15 protein-coding genes are annotated in these 18,900 nt (G+C 45.6%); 14 read left to right on the forward strand and 1 reads right to left on the reverse strand.

What is annotated here, in order from left to right; genetic code table 11:
* Positions 1 to 421 precede the first annotated feature (421 nt).
* The 10 genes from ACSQ2E_RS08905 to ACSQ2E_RS08950 all read left to right on the forward strand — a co-directional run bounded on the left by ACSQ2E_RS08905 (position 422) and on the right by ACSQ2E_RS08950 (position 14,624).
* Positions 422 to 4,774 (forward strand): S8 family serine peptidase, encoded by a 4,353-nt coding sequence (locus tag ACSQ2E_RS08905; protein WP_435990202.1) that lies wholly within the window; start codon positions 422 to 424, stop codon positions 4,772 to 4,774.
* Between the two features lie 212 nt (positions 4,775 to 4,986).
* Positions 4,987 to 6,780, forward strand: coding sequence for a methylmalonyl-CoA mutase family protein (locus tag ACSQ2E_RS08910; RefSeq protein WP_435990203.1), 1,794 nt, complete (start codon positions 4,987 to 4,989; stop codon positions 6,778 to 6,780).
* The gene (gene scpA, locus ACSQ2E_RS08915) at positions 6,767 to 8,923 is read left to right on the forward strand and encodes a methylmalonyl-CoA mutase (protein ID WP_435990204.1); all 2,157 of its coding nucleotides are present in this window, start codon (positions 6,767 to 6,769) and stop codon (positions 8,921 to 8,923) included. Before ACSQ2E_RS08910 ends, scpA begins: the two co-directional genes overlap by 14 nt.
* Positions 8,923 to 9,978, forward strand: a complete 1,056-nt coding sequence (gene meaB / locus ACSQ2E_RS08920) for a methylmalonyl Co-A mutase-associated GTPase MeaB (protein ID WP_435990205.1) — start codon at positions 8,923 to 8,925, stop codon at positions 9,976 to 9,978. The genes scpA and meaB overlap by 1 nt, the downstream gene beginning before the upstream one ends.
* A gap of 99 nt (positions 9,979 to 10,077) precedes the next feature.
* Positions 10,078 to 10,515, forward strand: a complete 438-nt coding sequence (locus ACSQ2E_RS08925) for a BrxA/BrxB family bacilliredoxin (protein WP_034758093.1) — start codon at positions 10,078 to 10,080, stop codon at positions 10,513 to 10,515.
* Positions 10,516 to 10,797: 282 nt separating this feature from the next.
* Positions 10,798 to 11,574, forward strand: a complete 777-nt coding sequence (locus tag ACSQ2E_RS08930) for a transporter substrate-binding domain-containing protein (protein ID WP_435990206.1) — start codon at positions 10,798 to 10,800, stop codon at positions 11,572 to 11,574.
* Between the two features lie 74 nt (positions 11,575 to 11,648).
* Entirely contained in the window at positions 11,649 to 12,308 is a 660-nt protein-coding gene (locus tag ACSQ2E_RS08935; RefSeq protein WP_435990207.1) for an amino acid ABC transporter permease, read from the forward strand.
* Entirely contained in the window at positions 12,301 to 13,017 is a 717-nt protein-coding gene (locus tag ACSQ2E_RS08940) for an amino acid ABC transporter ATP-binding protein (RefSeq protein ID WP_435990208.1), read from the forward strand. Before ACSQ2E_RS08935 ends, ACSQ2E_RS08940 begins: the two co-directional genes overlap by 8 nt.
* 105 nt (positions 13,018 to 13,122) lie before the next feature.
* On the forward strand, positions 13,123 to 14,100 hold the full coding sequence (locus ACSQ2E_RS08945; RefSeq protein WP_435990209.1) for an aromatic acid exporter family protein: 978 nt from the start codon (positions 13,123 to 13,125) through the stop codon (positions 14,098 to 14,100).
* A gap of 20 nt (positions 14,101 to 14,120) precedes the next feature.
* Entirely contained in the window at positions 14,121 to 14,624 is a 504-nt protein-coding gene (locus ACSQ2E_RS08950) for a L,D-transpeptidase (protein ID WP_435990210.1), read from the forward strand.
* A 53-nt stretch (positions 14,625 to 14,677) separates the two neighbouring features.
* On the opposite strand, the gene prli42 is transcribed toward ACSQ2E_RS08950, so the two are convergent.
* Complete coding sequence (prli42, locus tag ACSQ2E_RS08955; RefSeq protein WP_156029987.1) at positions 14,678 to 14,773, reverse strand: stressosome-associated protein Prli42; 96 nt, start codon at positions 14,771 to 14,773, stop codon at positions 14,678 to 14,680.
* A 188-nt stretch (positions 14,774 to 14,961) separates the two neighbouring features.
* Between prli42 and mce the strand changes: the two genes are divergently transcribed.
* The 4 genes from mce (at position 14,962) to ACSQ2E_RS08975 (ending at position 18,881) form a co-directional block, all read left to right on the forward strand.
* Positions 14,962 to 15,375: a methylmalonyl-CoA epimerase gene (gene mce / locus ACSQ2E_RS08960; protein ID WP_435990211.1), complete on the forward strand. Its 414-nt coding sequence runs from the start codon at positions 14,962 to 14,964 to the stop codon at positions 15,373 to 15,375.
* Between the two features lie 5 nt (positions 15,376 to 15,380).
* Positions 15,381 to 16,928, forward strand: a complete 1,548-nt coding sequence (locus ACSQ2E_RS08965; RefSeq protein WP_435990212.1) for an acyl-CoA carboxylase subunit beta — start codon at positions 15,381 to 15,383, stop codon at positions 16,926 to 16,928.
* Between the two features lie 75 nt (positions 16,929 to 17,003).
* Complete coding sequence (locus ACSQ2E_RS08970) at positions 17,004 to 18,128, forward strand: tripeptidase T (protein ID WP_435990213.1); 1,125 nt, start codon at positions 17,004 to 17,006, stop codon at positions 18,126 to 18,128.
* Between the two features lie 282 nt (positions 18,129 to 18,410).
* Positions 18,411 to 18,881 (forward strand): chemotaxis protein CheW, encoded by a 471-nt coding sequence (locus tag ACSQ2E_RS08975; protein ID WP_435990214.1) that lies wholly within the window; start codon positions 18,411 to 18,413, stop codon positions 18,879 to 18,881.
* Positions 18,882 to 18,900: the final 19 nt, after the last annotated feature.

Here is an 18,900-nt window from a genome sequence, read left to right on the forward strand (position 1 = left end):
CCCGGAAAAAACCACCTGAATATAACTGGAAGAATATTTTAATATGACATTTCAATTTACTATGTAGGTCGTATTTCTGGTTCTTCATTAAGAATATTCCCCCTATGAAACTTCTCGCTCATTTTTTCTTTCCTTCACTTATTAAAAGAGGCATAACCTCCACTTTCATCCTACTAAATCTGAGGATTACTCTGGAATATTCCTGAAGTTATATTATAAGAGTGCCTTTATCCTTATGAAAAAAACGGGATTCGTGACTTTTCAACCAATTACTGAATTTTCAGATTTATTTCGACAGTAACTTACAACATTTTACATATACACTTGGTTATCTTTGGTTTAACACCTACTATTTTCCAAGGTTGGTGTTCGAAGGAGGTGACGGGTGAATAGAGTTATAAAAAGACTGGGAGGGAATTAGATGTCAGGAAGAAAACGTAAGGCAAGATGGTTATCCATTGTACTCACCTTAGTCATGTTTGTCCCCTTGATGTTTCCATTCTATGCAGGGGCGGCGAATACCTCACAAGCGGCTCTATCGAAAGAAAAGCCATCCACATCAGCGAATGAGTCAGCAAAAGTAAGTCCACAATCAAAAATCACAACCACATTACAAGAACAATTTAAGAAAAAGGAACAGGTCACATACTTAGTGAAATTCAAGGATAAGGTAGATACGGAAGCAGTATCTAAAAAGGCGGCTGAAACAGCGAAAAAGCAGAAACTGTCTGCTAATAATAAGAAATTATTAAAACGGAATATGGTCGTCTCAGAGCTTCGCGCTAAAGCCCTTGAATCTCAAGCAGAAGTGAAAGAATACTTAGCGAAAGAGAAGAAGTCAGGTGCAGTAAAGGAAATCAAAGACTTCTATGTTGTAAACGGAATGGCCGTTACAAGTACGAAGAAAGTCATGGAAAAGATTTCAACCTTTGCGGAAGTGGAAAAAATCCTGCCAAATGAAACGAGACAAATTATCCAGCCGGCAAAGGCAAAAGCCTCTTCATCTGCAGTGTTGGATAAAGAAGCCCCAAAAACCCCGGCATCGATCGAGTGGAATATCGATCGGGTTGGAGCGCCGGCGGTCTGGGAAATGGGAATCGATGGAGCAGGAACCGTCATCGCCTCCATTGACACCGGGGTACAGTGGAATCATCCGGCATTAAAAGAAAAATATAGAGGGTATGACCCTCAGAACCCGGATTCACCGGACAACGAATTCAACTGGTTTGATGCAACCGCAGGACAGAGTGCGCCGTATGACGATCAGGGTCATGGAACACACACTGTCGGTACCATGGTCGGGTCTGAGCCTGATGGCAGCAATCAAATCGGGGTAGCGCCGGGTGCCAAGTGGATCGCGGTCAAAGCGTTCACGGCCGATGGCGGGACGGATGTAGACTTACTGGAAGCGGGAGAATGGATTCTGGCACCTAAAGACGCTGAAGGAAATCCTCATCCTGAAATGGCTCCAGATGTTGTCAATAACTCATGGGGCGGTGGAGCCGGCCTCGATGAATGGTACCGGGATATGGTAAGTGCGTGGAGAGCGGCAGAGATATTCCCTGAGTTCTCTGCAGGAAATACAACGCTATTCAATCCGGGAGGACCAGGATCGATTGCGAATCCGGCTAACTACCCTGAGTCATTCGCAACAGGTGCAACGGATATCAACGATCAATTGGGAAGCTTCTCATTACAGGGGCCTTCTCCTTATCAGGAAATTAAGCCTGAGATTGCCGCACCGGGAGTAAATATTCGCTCTTCCGTTCCAGGTGGCAATTATGAAGGAGGCTGGAATGGAACATCGATGGCTGGTCCACACGTAACGGCAGTCGCTGCCCTGCTACGACAAGTGGATGCAAGCTTAACAGTAGATGAAATCGAAGAAATCCTTATGTCGACCGCTGTCCCATTAACAGACGGGACTTTCCCGGATTCGCCTAATAACGGATATGGACACGGCTTGGTCAATGCGTTTGATGCAGTATCCTCCGTTATGAGCGGAATCGGAAAAGTGAAAGGACAGGTTTCAAAAGAAGGCGATGACACGGAAGCTCCTGTCATCACTCATGACGCACCACAAGAAGCATTTAAAGAAATGAATCTGCCATTACAAGCAGAAGCAAGTGATAATGTAAGTGTGACAAATGTTACCTTGAATTATCAAAATCAGGACGGTGAATGGGTAGAAGTTGAAGCAAGCAGAACTTCAGGCGACTATACATCAGGAACGTATGAAGCGGTCATCCCGGGTGAGGACCTCACAGGAGATCAGGTCACGTACAAGTGGGTTGCAACGGACTTCGGTGGTAATGAAGTCGAATCTGATAGTTATACGGTGACCCTGTTACCGGGTATCACAGTTGGATATGAGCAGGACTTTGAAGCAGATCCGACTGGCTGGACATCGTACGGTCCAGGGAACAGCTGGGAGTGGGGCGTACCGGCGAGTGGTCCGGGGAATGCTTCTTCGGGAGAAAAAGTTTATGCCACCAACTTAGACGGAACGTATGACAACAGTGCGAATATGTCACTTCAGATGCCTCCGATCGATTTACCTGATGGAGAGAGCTTCTTACAATTTAAACAGTGGCACGAACTGGAACGCAACTATGACTACGGCCATGTGTTTGTATCCACTGATGGTGAAGAGTGGACACAGGCACTGCGCGTGAATGGAAATACTGAAGGATGGGTAGACGGTGAAGTGGATCTGAGTCAGTATGCAGGTCAACGTGTATACATTGCCTTCAACGTTACCTCCGATGGAAGTGTGACGAAACAAGGCTGGTACCTTGATGATGTGAAGCTTAGCTCGGAATCAAAACTTCCAGCCAAGAAAATGAATCTTGGTCTGAAATCGAAGGATGAGAAATCATCCTCTGTATCGAAAAAGCCAAGTGTAAATCCAGCTAAGATTACAGTGGAAAATGACGTGAAGAAAGATGATGAGACGGATGAATCAGGTCCAGCTCCTGTCCTTCTTCCGATACAAGCAGAGGTAAGTGTATTGGAAACGGGTCGTTCCGTTTACACAAATCCTGCAGATGGATCATATGAAATGACTCATGCAGCAGGTGAATTCACATTACAGGCATCCACATACGGTTACAGATCCGAAACACAAAGTGTGACGATTGAAGCCGATCAAACATCTACTGCCAACTTCACCCTTGAAGAAATCCCTCAAGGGAATATCACCGGAACCGTCACGAACGAAGTAACGGGAGAACCGGTTGAAGGAGCAACGGTCTTCGTTCTTGAGGATGCAGTAGTGGAGCCGGTTGTAACAAATGCCAATGGAGAATATGAATTAGAAGCTTACGAAGGGGACTACACCCTTAAAGTGGTTGCGCCTTACTATTATAGTAAGGAAATGAGCGTCGCTGTTGAAGGCGGGGAAGTCACAACCGCCGATGTATCCTTAGAACCATTCATCGGGTATCCAGGTGAGATCGGGTACGATGATGGAACAGCTGAAAATGCACGGGCATTCTATGATGCTGGTAACGGCTGGGCTGTGAAAATGTCCCTTGAAGAAGGCAATGACACGGCACTGGTGACAGGCGGACTATTCCGCTTCTGGGACACAGAGTGGCCTGTGCCAGGAGGAACAGAATTCCAGGTTGCCGTCTATGACGCTTCTGGACCAGACGGGGCACCAGGTAAGAAAATCGCCGGTCCATTCGATGGAACCGCGTTGCGTAATGGTGAATGGACGCATGTGGATCTCAGCGAGCACGGCATCATGGTCGAAGGTGATTTCTATATGGTGTACATCCAATCTGCACCAAATCCAAATGCACCAGGCCTTGGAACGGATGAAGATGGAGAATATGCCGCAAGGAGCTGGCAGTTCGTCGGTGGAGCCTGGTCACTGGCACCGGAAGATGAAGGGAACTATATGATTCGCGCAACTGTGAATTATGAAGTGACGTCACCAGTCATAACTTCACCGAAGGATGGATCTTTCACGAATAAGGATTCCGTTACGGTTGAAGGGACTTCTGCACCGACTACGACCGTTCATCTCTTTAATGGAGAGGAAGAAGTAACGACAGCCGATACTGGTGAGGATGGAACATTCTCTGCTGATGTCTCCCTCCATGATGGTGAGAATGTATTAACCGCAAAGGCAGCGACTGAACAGGGCATGACGGGGCCATCGGAAGCAGTGACGGTAACACTTGATCAAGTGAAGCCGGAACTCGCCATCACATCACCGGAAGATGACATGAAAACAAATCGTGAAGCTATCACGGTTAAAGGAACCATCGCGGATGAAAATCTTGCATGGGTGAAAGTGAATGGTGAGAAAGCTACAGTTAAGGACGGAGAGTTCAGTCATCGAATTCTACTGAATGAAGGAGAAAATGTCATTGAGGTACTCGCGAAAGATAAAGCAGGAAACAAAAAGAAACAAAGAGTGACAGTACTAGCGAAATTCGGTGACATTGAAATTGACAATCTTCTTCCCGCAGAAGATAAAGAACTGAAGAAGGGCGAATCCGTCAAGATCGAATTTGACAGTGAGCCGGGATTGGACGCGACATTTGTCATTCAGATGCCTCTGACAAATGCACGATCCCAAGTGACAAATGCCACTGAACTTCCAATGATGGAAACGTCAGAAGGTCATTATGAAGGTTACTATACAGCCACCTCGAATGTAAAGGCGCCGGGAGCCGTGATTGAAGTGAAGATTTCCGATGATTATGGAAATGTAACGACTCAGCGTGCTGAAGGTAAATTGTATATCAATTCAAAAAAATAAGCATAGTGGGAAGAAGAGTTGGGACGTCCAACTCTTCTTCTTTTTTATACTCATTTTTCTGAGAGATTGAAGAAAGCCGTTTTTTTTTATATACTAAAATAGTATTAGTATAAACATTTTGAATTTTCAAAGGGGACGCTTGTTTATTTAGAAGAATTTTTATGAAACGTTATGTAAACGATTACAAAAATGATTTGCGGAAGAGGGGTATTATGAAGCTTAGTGATATGAAAAGTCAATCATTCAGTCGTCATACACTGTCAGAATGGCAGGAAGCTGCTGAAAAAGCGTTAAAGGGGAAGGGAATAAGTTCCTTACATACAAGCACATATGAAAATATTGATCTTAAACCATTATTTTTAGCGGAAGACGCACCTCAAATTGATAGGGTGAAAGATTATATCCCGAATATTGATGACAAATTGGAACGAACTCATAAATGGTACATTGCCCAGCCAATCAAAAGGGAATCCTGGGGAGAACTCTCAGCAGCCGTGAGGGATGCATTGTCCCGGGGGCAAAACTGTCTGTCGTTTTCCATTGGGGACCTGGACAAGGCTCAGGACCTCGTGCCATTCATGAACGATATGGGAGAATTTGATGCTCCTGTTTTTTCGATTGATCAGGCTACATCAATAGCCATCCATGGTATGAAGGACATTCCGGAGAAGATGGAGACAACAGGCGTTATTGGATACGACCCCATCTCAGAGGAAGGATGGAACGATGAAAGCAGATTGGAACGGTGGCTGAATGTTGTCGAAGGATCGACTATGGATCTGACAGGGGTTAAAGACCTGATTGTGAATTCAGCTCCCTATCATAATAAGGGAGCAAGTGGGACACAGGAGCTTGCTTATGCACTGAGTGAAGGCGTTGCTTATTTGGAGGCTGTTCAGGATAGAGGGTGGGAAATCGAGAAGGCTGCCCAAACCTTACACTTCCATTTTTCAATAGGAAGTCATTTCTTTATGGAAATCGCGAAAATCAGGGCATTTAAGAAACTGTGGCAGGGAGTCTTAACCTCTTACGGCTTGAATGAACAAAGTATCGTAAAATCCATCAGCATCAGTGCAGAGACCTCCCGATTCAACAAATCGGCCCTTGATTCCTATGTCAACATTTTACGCGGAGGTGGGGAAGCATTCTCTGCTATCCTCGCAGGGGTCGATTATCTTGTCGTAGCCCCGTTCAATGAGGTGAGCGGCGAAGTGACTCCCCTTGCTGAAAGGATTGCCAGAAACACTCAACTTGTCCTGGGGGAAGAAGCCCATTTGAATAAGGTCCTGGACCCTGGTGGCGGTTCTTATTATGTAGAGTGGCTTTCAGATGAAGTAGGAAAGCGTGCATGGAAAGAATTCCAGCAGGTTGATAAAGAGGGTGGGATCCTTGCCCTCCTTGCTAATGGATCGATAGAAGAGAAGATAAGAGTAGTAAGGGACGCCCGCATCAAGGACCTGGCCACCCGGAAGAACTCCATGATCGGGACGAACATCTATGCAAATCTGGAAGAGACCCTTCCGATTTCTCTAGCAGCGGGAGAACGGCTCTCTCTTCCTTTTGAAAGAGTAAGAGAGCGGGCACAGAAACTCGGAGATAATCCCACTGCAGGCCTGATCGGGTTAGGCGAACTGAAAACGTATAAGCCCCGTGCCGACTTTGTAAAAGGATTTTTAGCGACGGGAGGCATTCAGACGCATCAAAGTACGGATTGCTTCTCCAAGGAAGATATCCTGCAATTCGTGGAAGAAACCCGGTATCCGTACTATGTGGTGTGCGGTAAGGACGAAGAATATCACCATAAACTTTCAATGATCACTGAAGCCGTCCATCTCGTTGATTCTTCCATTGTGATTGACTTGGCGGGCAGAATTCCTGAGGAAAATAGAAGTGAATGGATCCTTAAGGGATTGAACGGTTCCATTTACAACAAACAAAACATACTTGAAAAACTTGATGCACTATTAACGATTTGGGAGGAGGGGAAAGAAAATGAGGAAGCCTGATTGGCAACAAATTAACCCGTATTCGAATGTGGGGGCAGCGGGGGACCTTCCTCTTACCGGCACTCCCTACGAAACGAATGAAAAAATCGATATAAAAGCTTTATATACAGAAAGAGACTCGGAAAATATTTCGCATGGAGAAGATTTACCCGGCCTCGCTCCGTACACTAGGGGGCCGTATCCGACGATGTATGTGAATCGTCCTTGGACGGTCAGGCAGTATGCGGGATTTTCAACCGCTGAAGAAAGCAATGCTTTTTATAGAAGAAATTTAAGTATGGGGCAGAAAGGGTTGTCGGTGGCATTTGATTTGGCGACTCACCGCGGATATGACTCGGATCATCCAAGGGTTGTAGGGGATGTTGGTAAAGCGGGCGTCGCCATCGATTCCATCCTGGACATGAAGATATTGTTCGACGGGATCCCCCTTGATCAAATGTCCGTTTCCATGACGATGAATGGGGCTGTTCTGCCTATCCTTGCTTTTTATATCGTGACGGCAGAAGAGCAGGGTGTGTCGAAGGAGAAGCTTTCCGGTACGATCCAGAACGATATCTTAAAGGAATACATGGTAAGGAATACGTACATCTATCCACCTGAAACGTCCATGAACATCATCGCGGATATTTTCGAGTATACATCCAAACATATGCCGAAATTCAACAGCATCAGCATTTCCGGGTATCATATGCAAGAAGCCGGGGCACCTGCTGATATTGAGCTTGCTTATACGCTGGCGGATGGTCTCGAGTATGTCAGGACCGGACTTCAGGCAGGGATCGACATCGATTCCTTTGCACCGAGACTTTCATTCTTTTGGGCCATCGGCATGAACTATTTCATGGAAGTGGCCAAGATGAGGGCGGCCAGGAGGATTTGGGCGAAGATGATGAAGACATTCAACCCCCGGAATCCTAAATCGATGGCGCTCAGGACCCATTCCCAAACATCCGGATGGAGCTTGACGGAACAGGATCCTTATAATAATGTCATCCGTACGTTACTCGAAGCCCATGCAGCTGCGATGGGTCATACGCAGTCGCTCCATACGAATGCCCTTGACGAAGCGATTGCCCTGCCGACAGACTTTTCGGCGCGTATCGCGCGCAATACCCAGCTTTATCTTCAAGAAGAAACAGGCATAACGAAAGTGATCGACCCATGGGCCGGTTCCCACTATGTCGAGACACTGACTCATCAACTGATGGAAAAGGCATGGGAGCATATTGAAGAAATCGAAGAACTCGGAGGCATGACGAAAGCAATCGAAACGGGCCTGCCAAAGATGCGCATCGAGGAAGCTGCTGCCAGAAGACAAGCAATGATCGATTCAGGGGACGAGTCCATCATCGGAGTGAATAAATACCGTCTGGATAAAGAAGATCCGATTGAAACACTGGACATCGATAATACGGTGGTCAGACAGAAGCAGATCGAACGGATCCAGAAGTTGAAAGAAGAACGAAATGAAGATAAAGTCACTGAAACTCTGGAAGCTTTGACGCGAACTGCAGAAACAGGCGAAGGGAACCTCCTTGAAAAAGCCGTAGATGCGGCAAGGGCACGTGCCACTTTAGGAGAAATCTCCGATGCAATAGAAAAAGTTTCCGGAAGGCATAAAGCGACGATCCGGAGTATAAGCGGGGTGTACAGTGCGAATTTCTCAAATGAACAGGAAATCAACGTCGTGAAAGAGATGACGGAAGAATTTCTGGAGAACGAAGGAAGAAGACCCCGTATCCTCATTGCCAAGATGGGGCAGGACGGCCATGACAGGGGCGCGAAAGTAATCAGCACGGCATTTGCCGATCTTGGATTTGACGTTGATATCGGGCCATTGTTCCAAACACCTGAAGAAACAGCTCTTCAGGCCGTTGAAAACGATGTGCACGTCATCGGGGTAAGCTCATTGGCCGCCGGTCATAAAACGCTTCTGCCTCAATTAGTTGCGGAACTGAAGAAACTTGGAAGGGAAGACATCCTTGTCGTCATCGGCGGGGTGATTCCAGCGAAAGACTATGATTTCCTTTTAACCAATGGGGCATCTGCCGTCTTTGGCCCTGGAACGATCATTCCCGTAGCCGCACAAAAAGTGATCAAAGAAATTTATGAAGTGCTCGGCTATGAGGAAGTGGCTGAATAATGACAGATCATCAGTCGGGACGAAAGAAGAGGTTTGTGAAAAAGAAAAAGGATCCCGTTTCGATCAGTGACTTAAAGAGTGGGGTCCTGAACGGTGACCGCAGTCACTTAGCGAAAGCCATCACGTTGATAGAGAGCAATGCGGAAGAGCATTATGCGTTGGGACAGGAGCTACTTCAAGAACTCCTCCCCCATACCGGTAAAAGCTTCCGGATCGGGATTACTGGTGTGCCTGGAGCGGGGAAAAGTACGTTTATCGAACAATTCGGGGAGATGTTGTGTAACGATGGACACCGTGTTGCCGTTCTCGCCATCGATCCAAGCTCCTCTATTTCAGGTGGCAGCATTTTAGGCGATAAAACGAGGATGGAGCAGTTATCGAAGAATCCCCGTGCCTTTGTCAGGCCCTCCCCAACGGCAGGGACGCTTGGAGGAGTCCACCGGAAAACCAATGAAACCCTCCTCTTATGCGAGGCCGCAGGGTATGACCTCATCATCATAGAGACCGTTGGGGTCGGTCAGAGTGAAGTCATGGTCAGACAGATGGTTGATTTCTTCCTGCTGCTCGTCATTACGGGAGCGGGAGACGAGCTTCAGGGAATGAAAAAAGGAATCATGGAGCTTGCCGACGTGTTGCTCGTCAACAAAGCAGATGGAGAGAATAAGCCTCTCGCGGAAAAGACGAGGAGGGAGCTCAATCAAATCCTTCACTTCCTGATTCCTGCCACAAAAGGCTGGAGTTCAAAGGCTTATACCTGTTCGGCATTGAAAAATGAGGGATTGAAGGAACTTTGGGATGTGGTCCAACAATTCGAAGATCAGACAAAAGAACAGGGTGTATTCCAGGAAAGAAGGCTTCTCCAGAAACAGGAATGGTTCCATACGATGCTGAAAGAAAGAATACTGTCAGACTTCTTCTTCCATCCGCACATCAAGTCATCTCTCCCCCGCCTGGAAGACAGGGTGAGAACTGGGGATTTTACCACTTCCCAAGCGGTGGAAGAATTGTTGACACAATATAAACAAGCGATACTCGATGGGAATCGTTCATTTTGATTGAAAGATAGGGTTTGAAATTGTTATGATAGGGGTATATCAGATCCTCTTGTTTTTTGTGAGATATGATTAAGTCAGCGATTAAAGGAGAGTTCAAGCATGGATATAGATTTCAATTTATTTATGAACGACGTTGTCCGCCAGGCCCGTCAAGAAATCGAGACAGCAGGGTATACGCAATTGACAACAGAAGAAGAAGTGGACCAGGCTTTTTCTAAAGAAGGTACAACACTGGTCATGGTCAATTCTGTTTGTGGATGCGCAGGAGGAATCGCCCGTCCCGCAGCCGCTCATTCCATTCACTTCGATAAGCGTCCGGATCAATTGGTCACGGTTTTCGCCGGACAGGATAAAGAAGCGACTGCGAAAGCACGCAGCTATTTCACAGGTTATCCGCCATCCTCACCGTCATTCGCCCTATTGAAAGACGGAAAACTACTGACGATGGTTGAAAGACACGAGATCGAAGGACATGATCCAATGTCCGTTGTAAACAAACTTCAATCATACTTTGATGAGTATTGCGAAGAGGTATAAAAAATTTCGTCAAGTTTCTTACTGTTAGAGTGAGAAACTTGACGTTTTTTTTATTTTTGGAGGATTACTTATTATGCATATATCATGCATAAAATACACCAACCACTATTGTTAATCCAACTGAAATAGTCAATACCAACATATGAATTTTCAGAAAACATAATTATTTATCGATATTTATAAAAAGTATTGCATAAATATTGAACTCTGCTACAATACGAATATAGTAATTAATATACATTATATATTATATTTATACATTCTAACTCAGGAGGAATCACAATGAAAAAGCTATTATCTCTCGTATTAGTATTAATCCTTTCTACTACACTTGCAGCATGCGGCTCAGGAGAAGACAAGCCTGCTTCCGGGGAATCAAAGAAATTGATCATGGGGACGTCGGCAGACTATAAACCGTTTGAATATGTCGACACGGCCCACAGCGACAAAATCATTGGGTATGATATTGATCTTGCCAATATGCTCGCAGATGAAATGGGATACGAAATCGAAATCAAGGATATGGAATTCAGCGGATTAATCTCCGCCCTGAAAACGGGGCAGGTGGATTTTGTCCTTTCTGCCATGACACCTACGCCGGAACGACAAAAGAATGTTGACTTCAGTGATGTCTACTATACGGCTAAAGATATGATTATCTCGACAAAAGAAAGCGGCATTCAAAGTGAGAAAGATCTGGATGGGAAAACGGTAGGAGTTCAATTAGGCTCGATTCAACAGGATGCTGCAGAAGAACTTTCAAAATCGATCAAGCTGAAAGTGGACACTCGTGATCGTATTCCTGAACTGATCCAGGATCTTCAAAATGGACGCTTCGACGCCATTATCATCGAAAATACAGTGGCAAACGGTTATTTGGACAAGAATGACGAGCTTCAAGGAAATACGATGAATGTAAATGAAGAAGAGGCAGGTTCTGCGGTTGCCCTTCCAAAGGACAGCGAGCTGACAGGTAAATTCAATGACGCATTGAAGAAGATTAAAGACAGTGGAGAATTGGATAAACTCGCTGAAAAATGGTTTGACGGAGAACAGTAGATCGATGAAGGGCTAACCTCTAATCCGGTTAGCCCTTCCTATTACATGACATTACAACTTTGGAGGGGATCAATATGCCACTAGATTTTGAACAACTGATTCCTTCGATCCCCTTTATTTTGGAAGGATTGAAGGTCACACTTAAAATTGTCGCGTTAGCAGGGGTGCTCGGGTTCGTGTTCGGTATTCTTCTTGCCCTTTGTAAAATTAGTTCCATCAAACCTTTAACCCTGCTTGCGGATCTTTATACATCGATATTCAGGGGAACTCCCCTCGTCCTTCAACTGATGATCATCTTCTACGGATCTCCTCAGCTTTTCGGGACACAGATTGAACCGTATTACGCAGCGATCCTCGCTTTTTCCCTTAATTCAGCTGCCTATATTTCCGAAATCATCCGTGCCGGGATCAATGCAGTGGATAAAGGGCAAACGGAAGCCGCGATGGCTCTTGGAGTGCCTTACCGATTGATGATGAAAGACGTGATCCTGCCTCAGGCGATCAAGAATATCCTCCCTGCGTTGATGAACGAATTCATCACGCTTACAAAGGAATCCGCCATCGTCACGGTGATCGGTGCTGCAGATGTGATGAGACGTTCATACATGGTTGGAAGTGACTTGTATTCCTTCTTTGAACCGCTTTTATTCGCAGGTCTGATTTATTATGTGCTCGTTATGATTCTGACTTTACTAGGGAAAGTGCTGGAAGGGAGACTGCGTGGAAATGATTAAAGGAGAACAGATAACCAAGTCGTTTGGAAAGCTTCAGCTATTAAAGGGAATCGATTTCTCGGTTGAGAAAGGTGAAGTCGTCGCATTGATCGGTCCATCGGGTTCAGGGAAATCCACTTTATTGCGGTGTTTGAATCATCTTGAAGAACCTACATCGGGATCGATTTACTTTGAAGAAGCCCTTGTGAAGGGGAAAGCCATCAATAAGGTAAGACAAGACGTCGGCATGGTATTTCAACATTTTCACCTCTTTCCTCATATGACCTCATTGGAAAATGTCATTTACGCCCCAATGAAAGTGAAGGGCATGACCAAAGGGGAAGCTGCGAAATTAGGGACGGACCTCCTGACTAAAGTCGGTCTGAAAGAAAAGTGCAACGAATACCCGAACCGTTTATCAGGCGGACAGAAGCAGCGTGTGGCCATTGCAAGGGCACTTGCAATGGAACCGAAAGTCATGTTATTCGATGAACCTACGTCAGCCCTTGATCCCGAAATGGTGAAAGAGGTTCTGGATGTCATGAAATCACTCGCTCACACAGGGATGACGATGATCATCGTGACCCATGAAATGGGCTTTGCAAGAGAGGTGGCGGACAGGATCCTCTTCATCGATGATGGTAAGATCATTGAAGAAGGAGAACCGCAGGCCTTTTTCTCCAACCCGCAAAGTGACAGGGGAAAAGGATTCCTTGAGAAAATATTATAATGGTGAGGGGTTAACGGAAGAAATCGTTAATCCCTCTTTTTATGTTCATCACTGTTTGTGGTATCCTAGAGTAGCTAAAAAATGAAGTAGTTAGGAGAAAGTTGAATGTTTCGAATCGGATATCGGACACTTAAGACAGGAATCGGCACCGCGGCTGCCATCAGCATCGCCCAGTGGTTCCACCTGGATAATTTCGTATCAGCCGGGATATTGACGATCCTGTGCATTCAGAATACGAAGAAGAAATCGGTGAATGCATCATGGAGCCGTTTTTTGGCATGTGTGATCGCCATGGTTTTTTCTGCCGCCTTTTTCGAATTCCTTGCCTATCACCCGGCGATCATCGGTTTGCTGCTTCTTGTGTTCATTCCACTCACCGTTAGTTTGAACATCAAAGAAGGGATTGTCACAAGTTCCGTCATCATCCTTCATGTATACTCCGCGGGACATGTCACCCTCGCCCTTTTTGAAAATGAGCTTGGGATCATCGTGATCGGGATCGGGATTGCCCTCTTGATGAACTTGTATATGCCGAGCGTCGATAAAAAGATGATCGATTATCAGGAAAAAATAGAAGCGAACTTTTATAAGGTTTTCTGTGAAATGATCAATTATTTAAAGACAAATGACAGCGACTGGGACGGCAGGGAAATCACGGAAACGGAGCAATTACTCAAAGAGGCGAAGACGATTGCCTTTAAAGATGTAGAGAATCATTTTTTAAGGGATGAGAACTTATACTATTTATATTTCAAAATGAGGGAGAAACAGTTTGAAATCCTTCAGCGCATCCTGCCGATAGCCACCAATATATCGTTAACCGTCGAGCAGGGCCACCGCATCGCAGATTTCCTGGAAGAACTGAGCAATCATATCCATCCAGGGAATACGGCGCTCTTTTACTTAAAAAAACTGTACGATATGAAAGTGGAATTCGAGCAGATGGAGCTGCCGAAAACGAGGGAAGAGTTTGAAACACGTGCCGCCCTTTATCAATTTGTTCAGGAAATGGAACAGTATCTCCTCCTGAAAAGCTCGTTCAAAGGAATAAAAAAGGAGGAAAGTGAAGCAAACTATACCTAAAATATGAAAAAGGTGATAGGATGCGTTTACTTCTTGCCTTCATTTTGTTTGCTTCCCCGATATGGCCACTCGGCAGAAACCCGATCCAGGGGGATCCGTTTATCATCGTAAACAAGGAAACGAATCAATTGGCGTATGTAGATAACGGGAAGATACAGGCTACCTTTCCCGTTGCTACAGGGAAAACGACTGCGCTCACTCCGGAAGGTTTGTTTAATGTCACAGTGAAGGCCAAGGACCCCTACTATCGTAAGAAGAACATCCCTGGCGGGGACCCGAGAAACCCCCTCGGAACCCGGTGGATCGGTTTTGATGCAGAAGGGACGGATGGCAGGATCTACGGAATCCACGGAACGAACCGGCCATCGAGCATAGGGAGATACATCTCCAATGGATGTATCCGGATGCACAATAAGAATGTCGAATATTTGTTTGACAAAGCCCCCCTCGGCACCAAGGTGCTCGTTGTGAAAACGAAGAAGAGCTTCAATCAGTTGGGGAAAGAATACGGGGCCCTGAAATAAAGAGGAGCTGCTAATCGATGGATTCGAAAAGCAGCTCCTTTTAGGTCCTATTTTTATAATAAGAATGACAGTCCTGCCATGATCGTTGATGCAATCATCGCAAACAGCATCACAAATACAATGATCTTTTGCATTTTTTTATTACCCATCGTATCGCTCCATTCTTCCACGTAAGCGTGAGATAATTTTCATTTCTATTTTAACGTGAATAATGAGAGAAGACAACCACCGGAATAAAAGAAAACGCTTTAATTATTCGTCTCAATAGGAGGAAATTCGACAACAAGTATGGAATACTATATGGGTGGAGCATGCAAACAACAGGGGGATGATAGGGATGAAAAAGGTAGAACATATCGGAATAGCAGTTTCATCAATAGACAATGTTCTCGCATTTTATGAAGATACTCTCGGTCTTTCACTACTGAAGATCGAAGAAGTTGAGAATCAAGGTGTCAAAGTAGCATTCATGGATGGTGGAAATCTTAAGCTCGAGTTACTGGAGCCACTACATAAAGAAAGCCCGATTGCGGCATTCATAGAAAAAAAGGGTGAAGGGATTCACCATATAGCCTTCGGTGTAGAAGGAATCGAGGAGCGCATCATAGAGCTCCAGACCAAAGGGGTACGGATGATCAACGAAATACCAAAGCCTGGTGCCGGCGGGGCATCTGTTGCGTTCATGCATCCGAAATCGGCCTACGGCGTTTTATACGAGCTTTGTGATAAATCCAACATCAAAGGGGAGTAATCATAATGGATATTTATGAGAAAATCAATGAATTATACGACCGCAGAAGAGAAGTGGAGCTTGGCGGCGGAGATGAAAAAATAGACAAGCAGCATGAAAAAGGAAAGCTGACAGCAAGGGAACGAATCGATATCCTGGTTGATCCTGGTAGCTTTGTGGAGTTGAACCCATTCATCGAGCACAGATGCTCAGACTTTGGACTTGAAGGGGTACAGGGCCCTGGTGACGGGGTCGTGACAGGGTACGGAAAAGTAAACGGGAAACCGATTTACTTATTCTCCCAGGATTTCACGGTGTTCGGCGGGGCACTTGGAGAAATGCACGCGAAGAAGATTTCCCATGTGATGGATCTTGCCGTCAAAAATGGTGCTCCGTTCATCGGATTGAATGATTCTGGCGGGGCAAGGATTCAAGAAGGTGTCGTTTCTTTGGATGGCTATGGACATATCTTCTATCGAAACGCCGTTTATTCAGGGGTGATTCCGCAAATATCCGTCATCATGGGCCCTTGTGCCGGTGGGGCGGTTTACTCACCTGCCATCACGGATTTTGTCTTTATGGTGGATGAGACGAGCCAAATGTTCATCACCGGACCTAAAGTCATTGAAACCGTGACAGGGGAAAAAATAAGCTCGGAGGATCTCGGTGGGGCAAAGGTTCATAACTCCATCAGCGGAAATGCCCATTTCAGGGGGAAAACGGAGGAAGAGGTGTTACAAGAGGTTCGAAGATTATTAACATACCTGCCTCAAAATAATGAAGAGAAGCCCCCTCGCCTGGATGTGGATGAAGACGATGATTACCGTGCCAACTTAACGGACCTGATTCCATTTGATGCGATTCGTCCCTATGACGTCCGTACCGTCATCAATGAAATCGTAGATGAAGGAAGCTTCATGGAGGTTCAGAAGGAATTCGCCAAAAACATCGTTGTGGGGTTGGCCCGCATAAAAGGCGAAGTGGTCGGACTTATATGCAATCAGCCAAAGTTCATGGCGGGTGGTCTTGATATCGATTCTTCCGACAAAGCCTCCCGTTTCATCAGGTTCTGTGATTCCTTCAATATTCCTCTCATTACGTTTGAGGATGTTACGGGATTCTTCCCTGGGATCAAGCAGGAACACGGAGGAATCATCCGTCACGGGGCCAAGATTCTATACGCATATTCTGAAGCGACGGTCCCTAAAATGACCGTGATTCTAAGGAAAGCGTATGGTGGAGCGTATGTGGCACTGAATAGTAAATCGATCGGTGCGGATCTGGTCTTTGCCTGGCCGAATGCGGAAATCGCCGTCATGGGGCCTCAAGGAGCCGCAAATATCATTTTTGCCAGGGAAATTGCATCGAGCGATAACCCTGAAGAGCTAAGGGAACAGAAAATCGAAGAGTATCGTGAAAAATTCGCGAATCCATATGTCGCCGCGTCCCGTGGAATGGTGGATGATGTCATCGATCCCCGTGAAACCCGGATTAAATTGATTCAAGGGTTGGAAATGATGAGAAACAAACGGGAAGAACGTCCGAAGAAAAAGCACGGCAATATCCCATTGTAAAAGGTGTACCATTTGTTGAACCCGGCTATTCACGCTATACTATAAATGTGAATACATATTTGTGGAGGTTACTAAATGATTAATGAAGAACGTTTATTAAATGAATTCCTGGAATTGGTCCAGATCGATTCTGAAACGAAAGAAGAAGCGGAAATCGCGAAAGTATTAACAAAAAAATTCTCCGATCTTGGAGTAGAGGTATTCGAAGACGACACGATGGGGGAAACGGGCCACGGTGCCGGCAACCTGATCTGTACATTAAAAGGGAATAAAGATGGGGTAGATACCATTTATTTCACTTCCCATATGGATACAGTAGTCCCTGCTAAAGGGGTAAAGCCCACTCTTAAAGAAGATGGCTATATTTACTCAGATGGGACAACCATCCTGGGAGCCGATGACAAAGCCGGTCTTGCCACTATGCTTGAATCCGTGCGTGTCCTTAAGGAAAACAATATTTCCCACGGTGACATCCAGTTCATCATCACAGTAGGGGAAGAATCAGGTCTCGTTGGAGCAAAAGCCCTTGATTCCTCACTTGTTAAAGCGAAATACGGTTTCGCCCTTGATAGTGACGGAAAAGTCGGAAACATCATCGTAGCAGCACCGACACAGGCAAAAGTGATGGCGACGATCTACGGAAAAACGGCACACGCAGGCGTAGCTCCTGAAAAAGGTGTTTCTGCCATCACGATTGCAGCGAAAGCCATCTCTAAAATGCCACTTGGCCGTATCGATGAAGAAACGACTGCAAACATCGGCCGCTTCGAAGGCGGGAAAGCAACGAATATCGTATGCGAACAAGCTGATATCCTTGCTGAAGCCCGTTCACTGGTTCCTGAAAAAATGGAAGCACAGGTAGAAAAAATGAAAGTTGCCTTCACTTCCGTTGCTGAAGAAATGGGCGGTAAAGCAGAAGTCGAAGTTCAGATCATGTACCCAGGCTTCAAGTTCAAAGACGGTGACGAAGTAGTCGAAGTGGCAAAACGTGCGGCGAAGAAAATCGGTCGCCCGAGCGAGCTTCTTACAAGCGGAGGCGGAAGCGACGCCAACGTCATCGCCGGATTCGGAGTACCGACCGTCAACCTGGCAGTAGGCTACGAAGAAATCCACACCAAAAGCGAAAGAATGCCAGTAGAAGAACTAAACAAACTCTCTGAAATGGTAATAGCCATCATACAAGAAGTCGCTGGGGAATAGAAAAGCGGAGGGGGCTTGCTCTGGGACATACCGGAAAGGCGTACTTTGCCTTTTTGGTAGGTTTGACTTATGACCTCGAGCCTCTAAGCCCTGTAGCTGGACAAATAGAAAAGCAGAAGGGCTTTGCTAAGAGGCGACAAGCATAATATATCCAAATGTCCACGAACCAAAGGTAACCCCTTCGGTTCGTGGACATTTCTTCATTCATATTAGCACCTACCTTTCTGAAATATGGTACATTAGTAGTATACATATCCGAAATGCGAGAGGGGACGTTATACATTGCCGAAAGTAGTTGTATTTCATGCCGGAAAAGAAGAATATGCTCTACCGATTGAGAACGTAGTATCCATTGAAAAGGTGGAGGAGATCAGGGCGATCCCTCACTTACCCCCATTTGTTCTGGGACTTGTAAAGGTCAGGGGAGAGCTGATTCCGGTCCTTGATTTAGGGAACATCCTATATAACACCCCTGCGATTGCTGAAAAAGGAATGTTTCTCCTCGTCGTCCAGACGAAAACGATGCAGGTCGGTTTGGTCGTGACCGAAGCAAAGGAAATCCTTGAAGTGCCCGATGAGTCGATTACAAATGTCGGTTTACTTGCTTATTCGAAAACAACCTATTTTTCAGGGATCATCAATCTTGAAGATTCTCTTTTAACCCAAATCGATCCCGATGTTTTAGTAGAGAGCTTAGAAGGTATAAAAGAAATAAAGGATTATGTGGACGAGCAAAAAACACATCAAAACTAGACAAAGAAAGCCGCGATTG

Origin of the sequence: Rossellomorea sp. LjRoot5 (assembly GCF_964253455.1) — a bacterium.
In the GTDB taxonomy this organism is placed as follows: domain Bacteria; phylum Bacillota; class Bacilli; order Bacillales; family Bacillaceae_B; genus Rossellomorea.

Bases quoted from the DNA above. Each gene is read 5' to 3' on its own strand.
- ACSQ2E_RS08905 (WP_435990202.1), top strand. From the start codon at position 422: ATGTCAGGAAGAAAACGTAAGGCAAGATGGTTATCCATTGTACTCACC.
- ACSQ2E_RS08910 (WP_435990203.1), top strand. From the start codon at position 4,987: ATGAAGCTTAGTGATATGAAAAGTCAATCATTCAGTCGTCATACACTG.
- scpA (WP_435990204.1), top strand. From the start codon at position 6,767: ATGAGGAAGCCTGATTGGCAACAAATTAACCCGTATTCGAATGTGGGG.
- meaB (WP_435990205.1), top strand. From the start codon at position 8,923: ATGACAGATCATCAGTCGGGACGAAAGAAGAGGTTTGTGAAAAAGAAA.
- ACSQ2E_RS08925 (WP_034758093.1), top strand. From the start codon at position 10,078: ATGGATATAGATTTCAATTTATTTATGAACGACGTTGTCCGCCAGGCC.
- ACSQ2E_RS08930 (WP_435990206.1), top strand. From the start codon at position 10,798: ATGAAAAAGCTATTATCTCTCGTATTAGTATTAATCCTTTCTACTACA.
- ACSQ2E_RS08935 (WP_435990207.1), top strand. From the start codon at position 11,649: ATGCCACTAGATTTTGAACAACTGATTCCTTCGATCCCCTTTATTTTG.
- ACSQ2E_RS08940 (WP_435990208.1), top strand. From the start codon at position 12,301: ATGATTAAAGGAGAACAGATAACCAAGTCGTTTGGAAAGCTTCAGCTA.
- ACSQ2E_RS08945 (WP_435990209.1), top strand. From the start codon at position 13,123: ATGTTTCGAATCGGATATCGGACACTTAAGACAGGAATCGGCACCGCG.
- ACSQ2E_RS08950 (WP_435990210.1), top strand. From the start codon at position 14,121: ATGCGTTTACTTCTTGCCTTCATTTTGTTTGCTTCCCCGATATGGCCA.
- prli42 (WP_156029987.1), bottom strand. From the start codon at position 14,773: ATGGGTAATAAAAAAATGCAAAAGATCATTGTATTTGTGATGCTGTTT.
- mce (WP_435990211.1), top strand. From the start codon at position 14,962: ATGAAAAAGGTAGAACATATCGGAATAGCAGTTTCATCAATAGACAAT.
- ACSQ2E_RS08965 (WP_435990212.1), top strand. From the start codon at position 15,381: ATGGATATTTATGAGAAAATCAATGAATTATACGACCGCAGAAGAGAA.
- ACSQ2E_RS08970 (WP_435990213.1), top strand. From the start codon at position 17,004: ATGATTAATGAAGAACGTTTATTAAATGAATTCCTGGAATTGGTCCAG.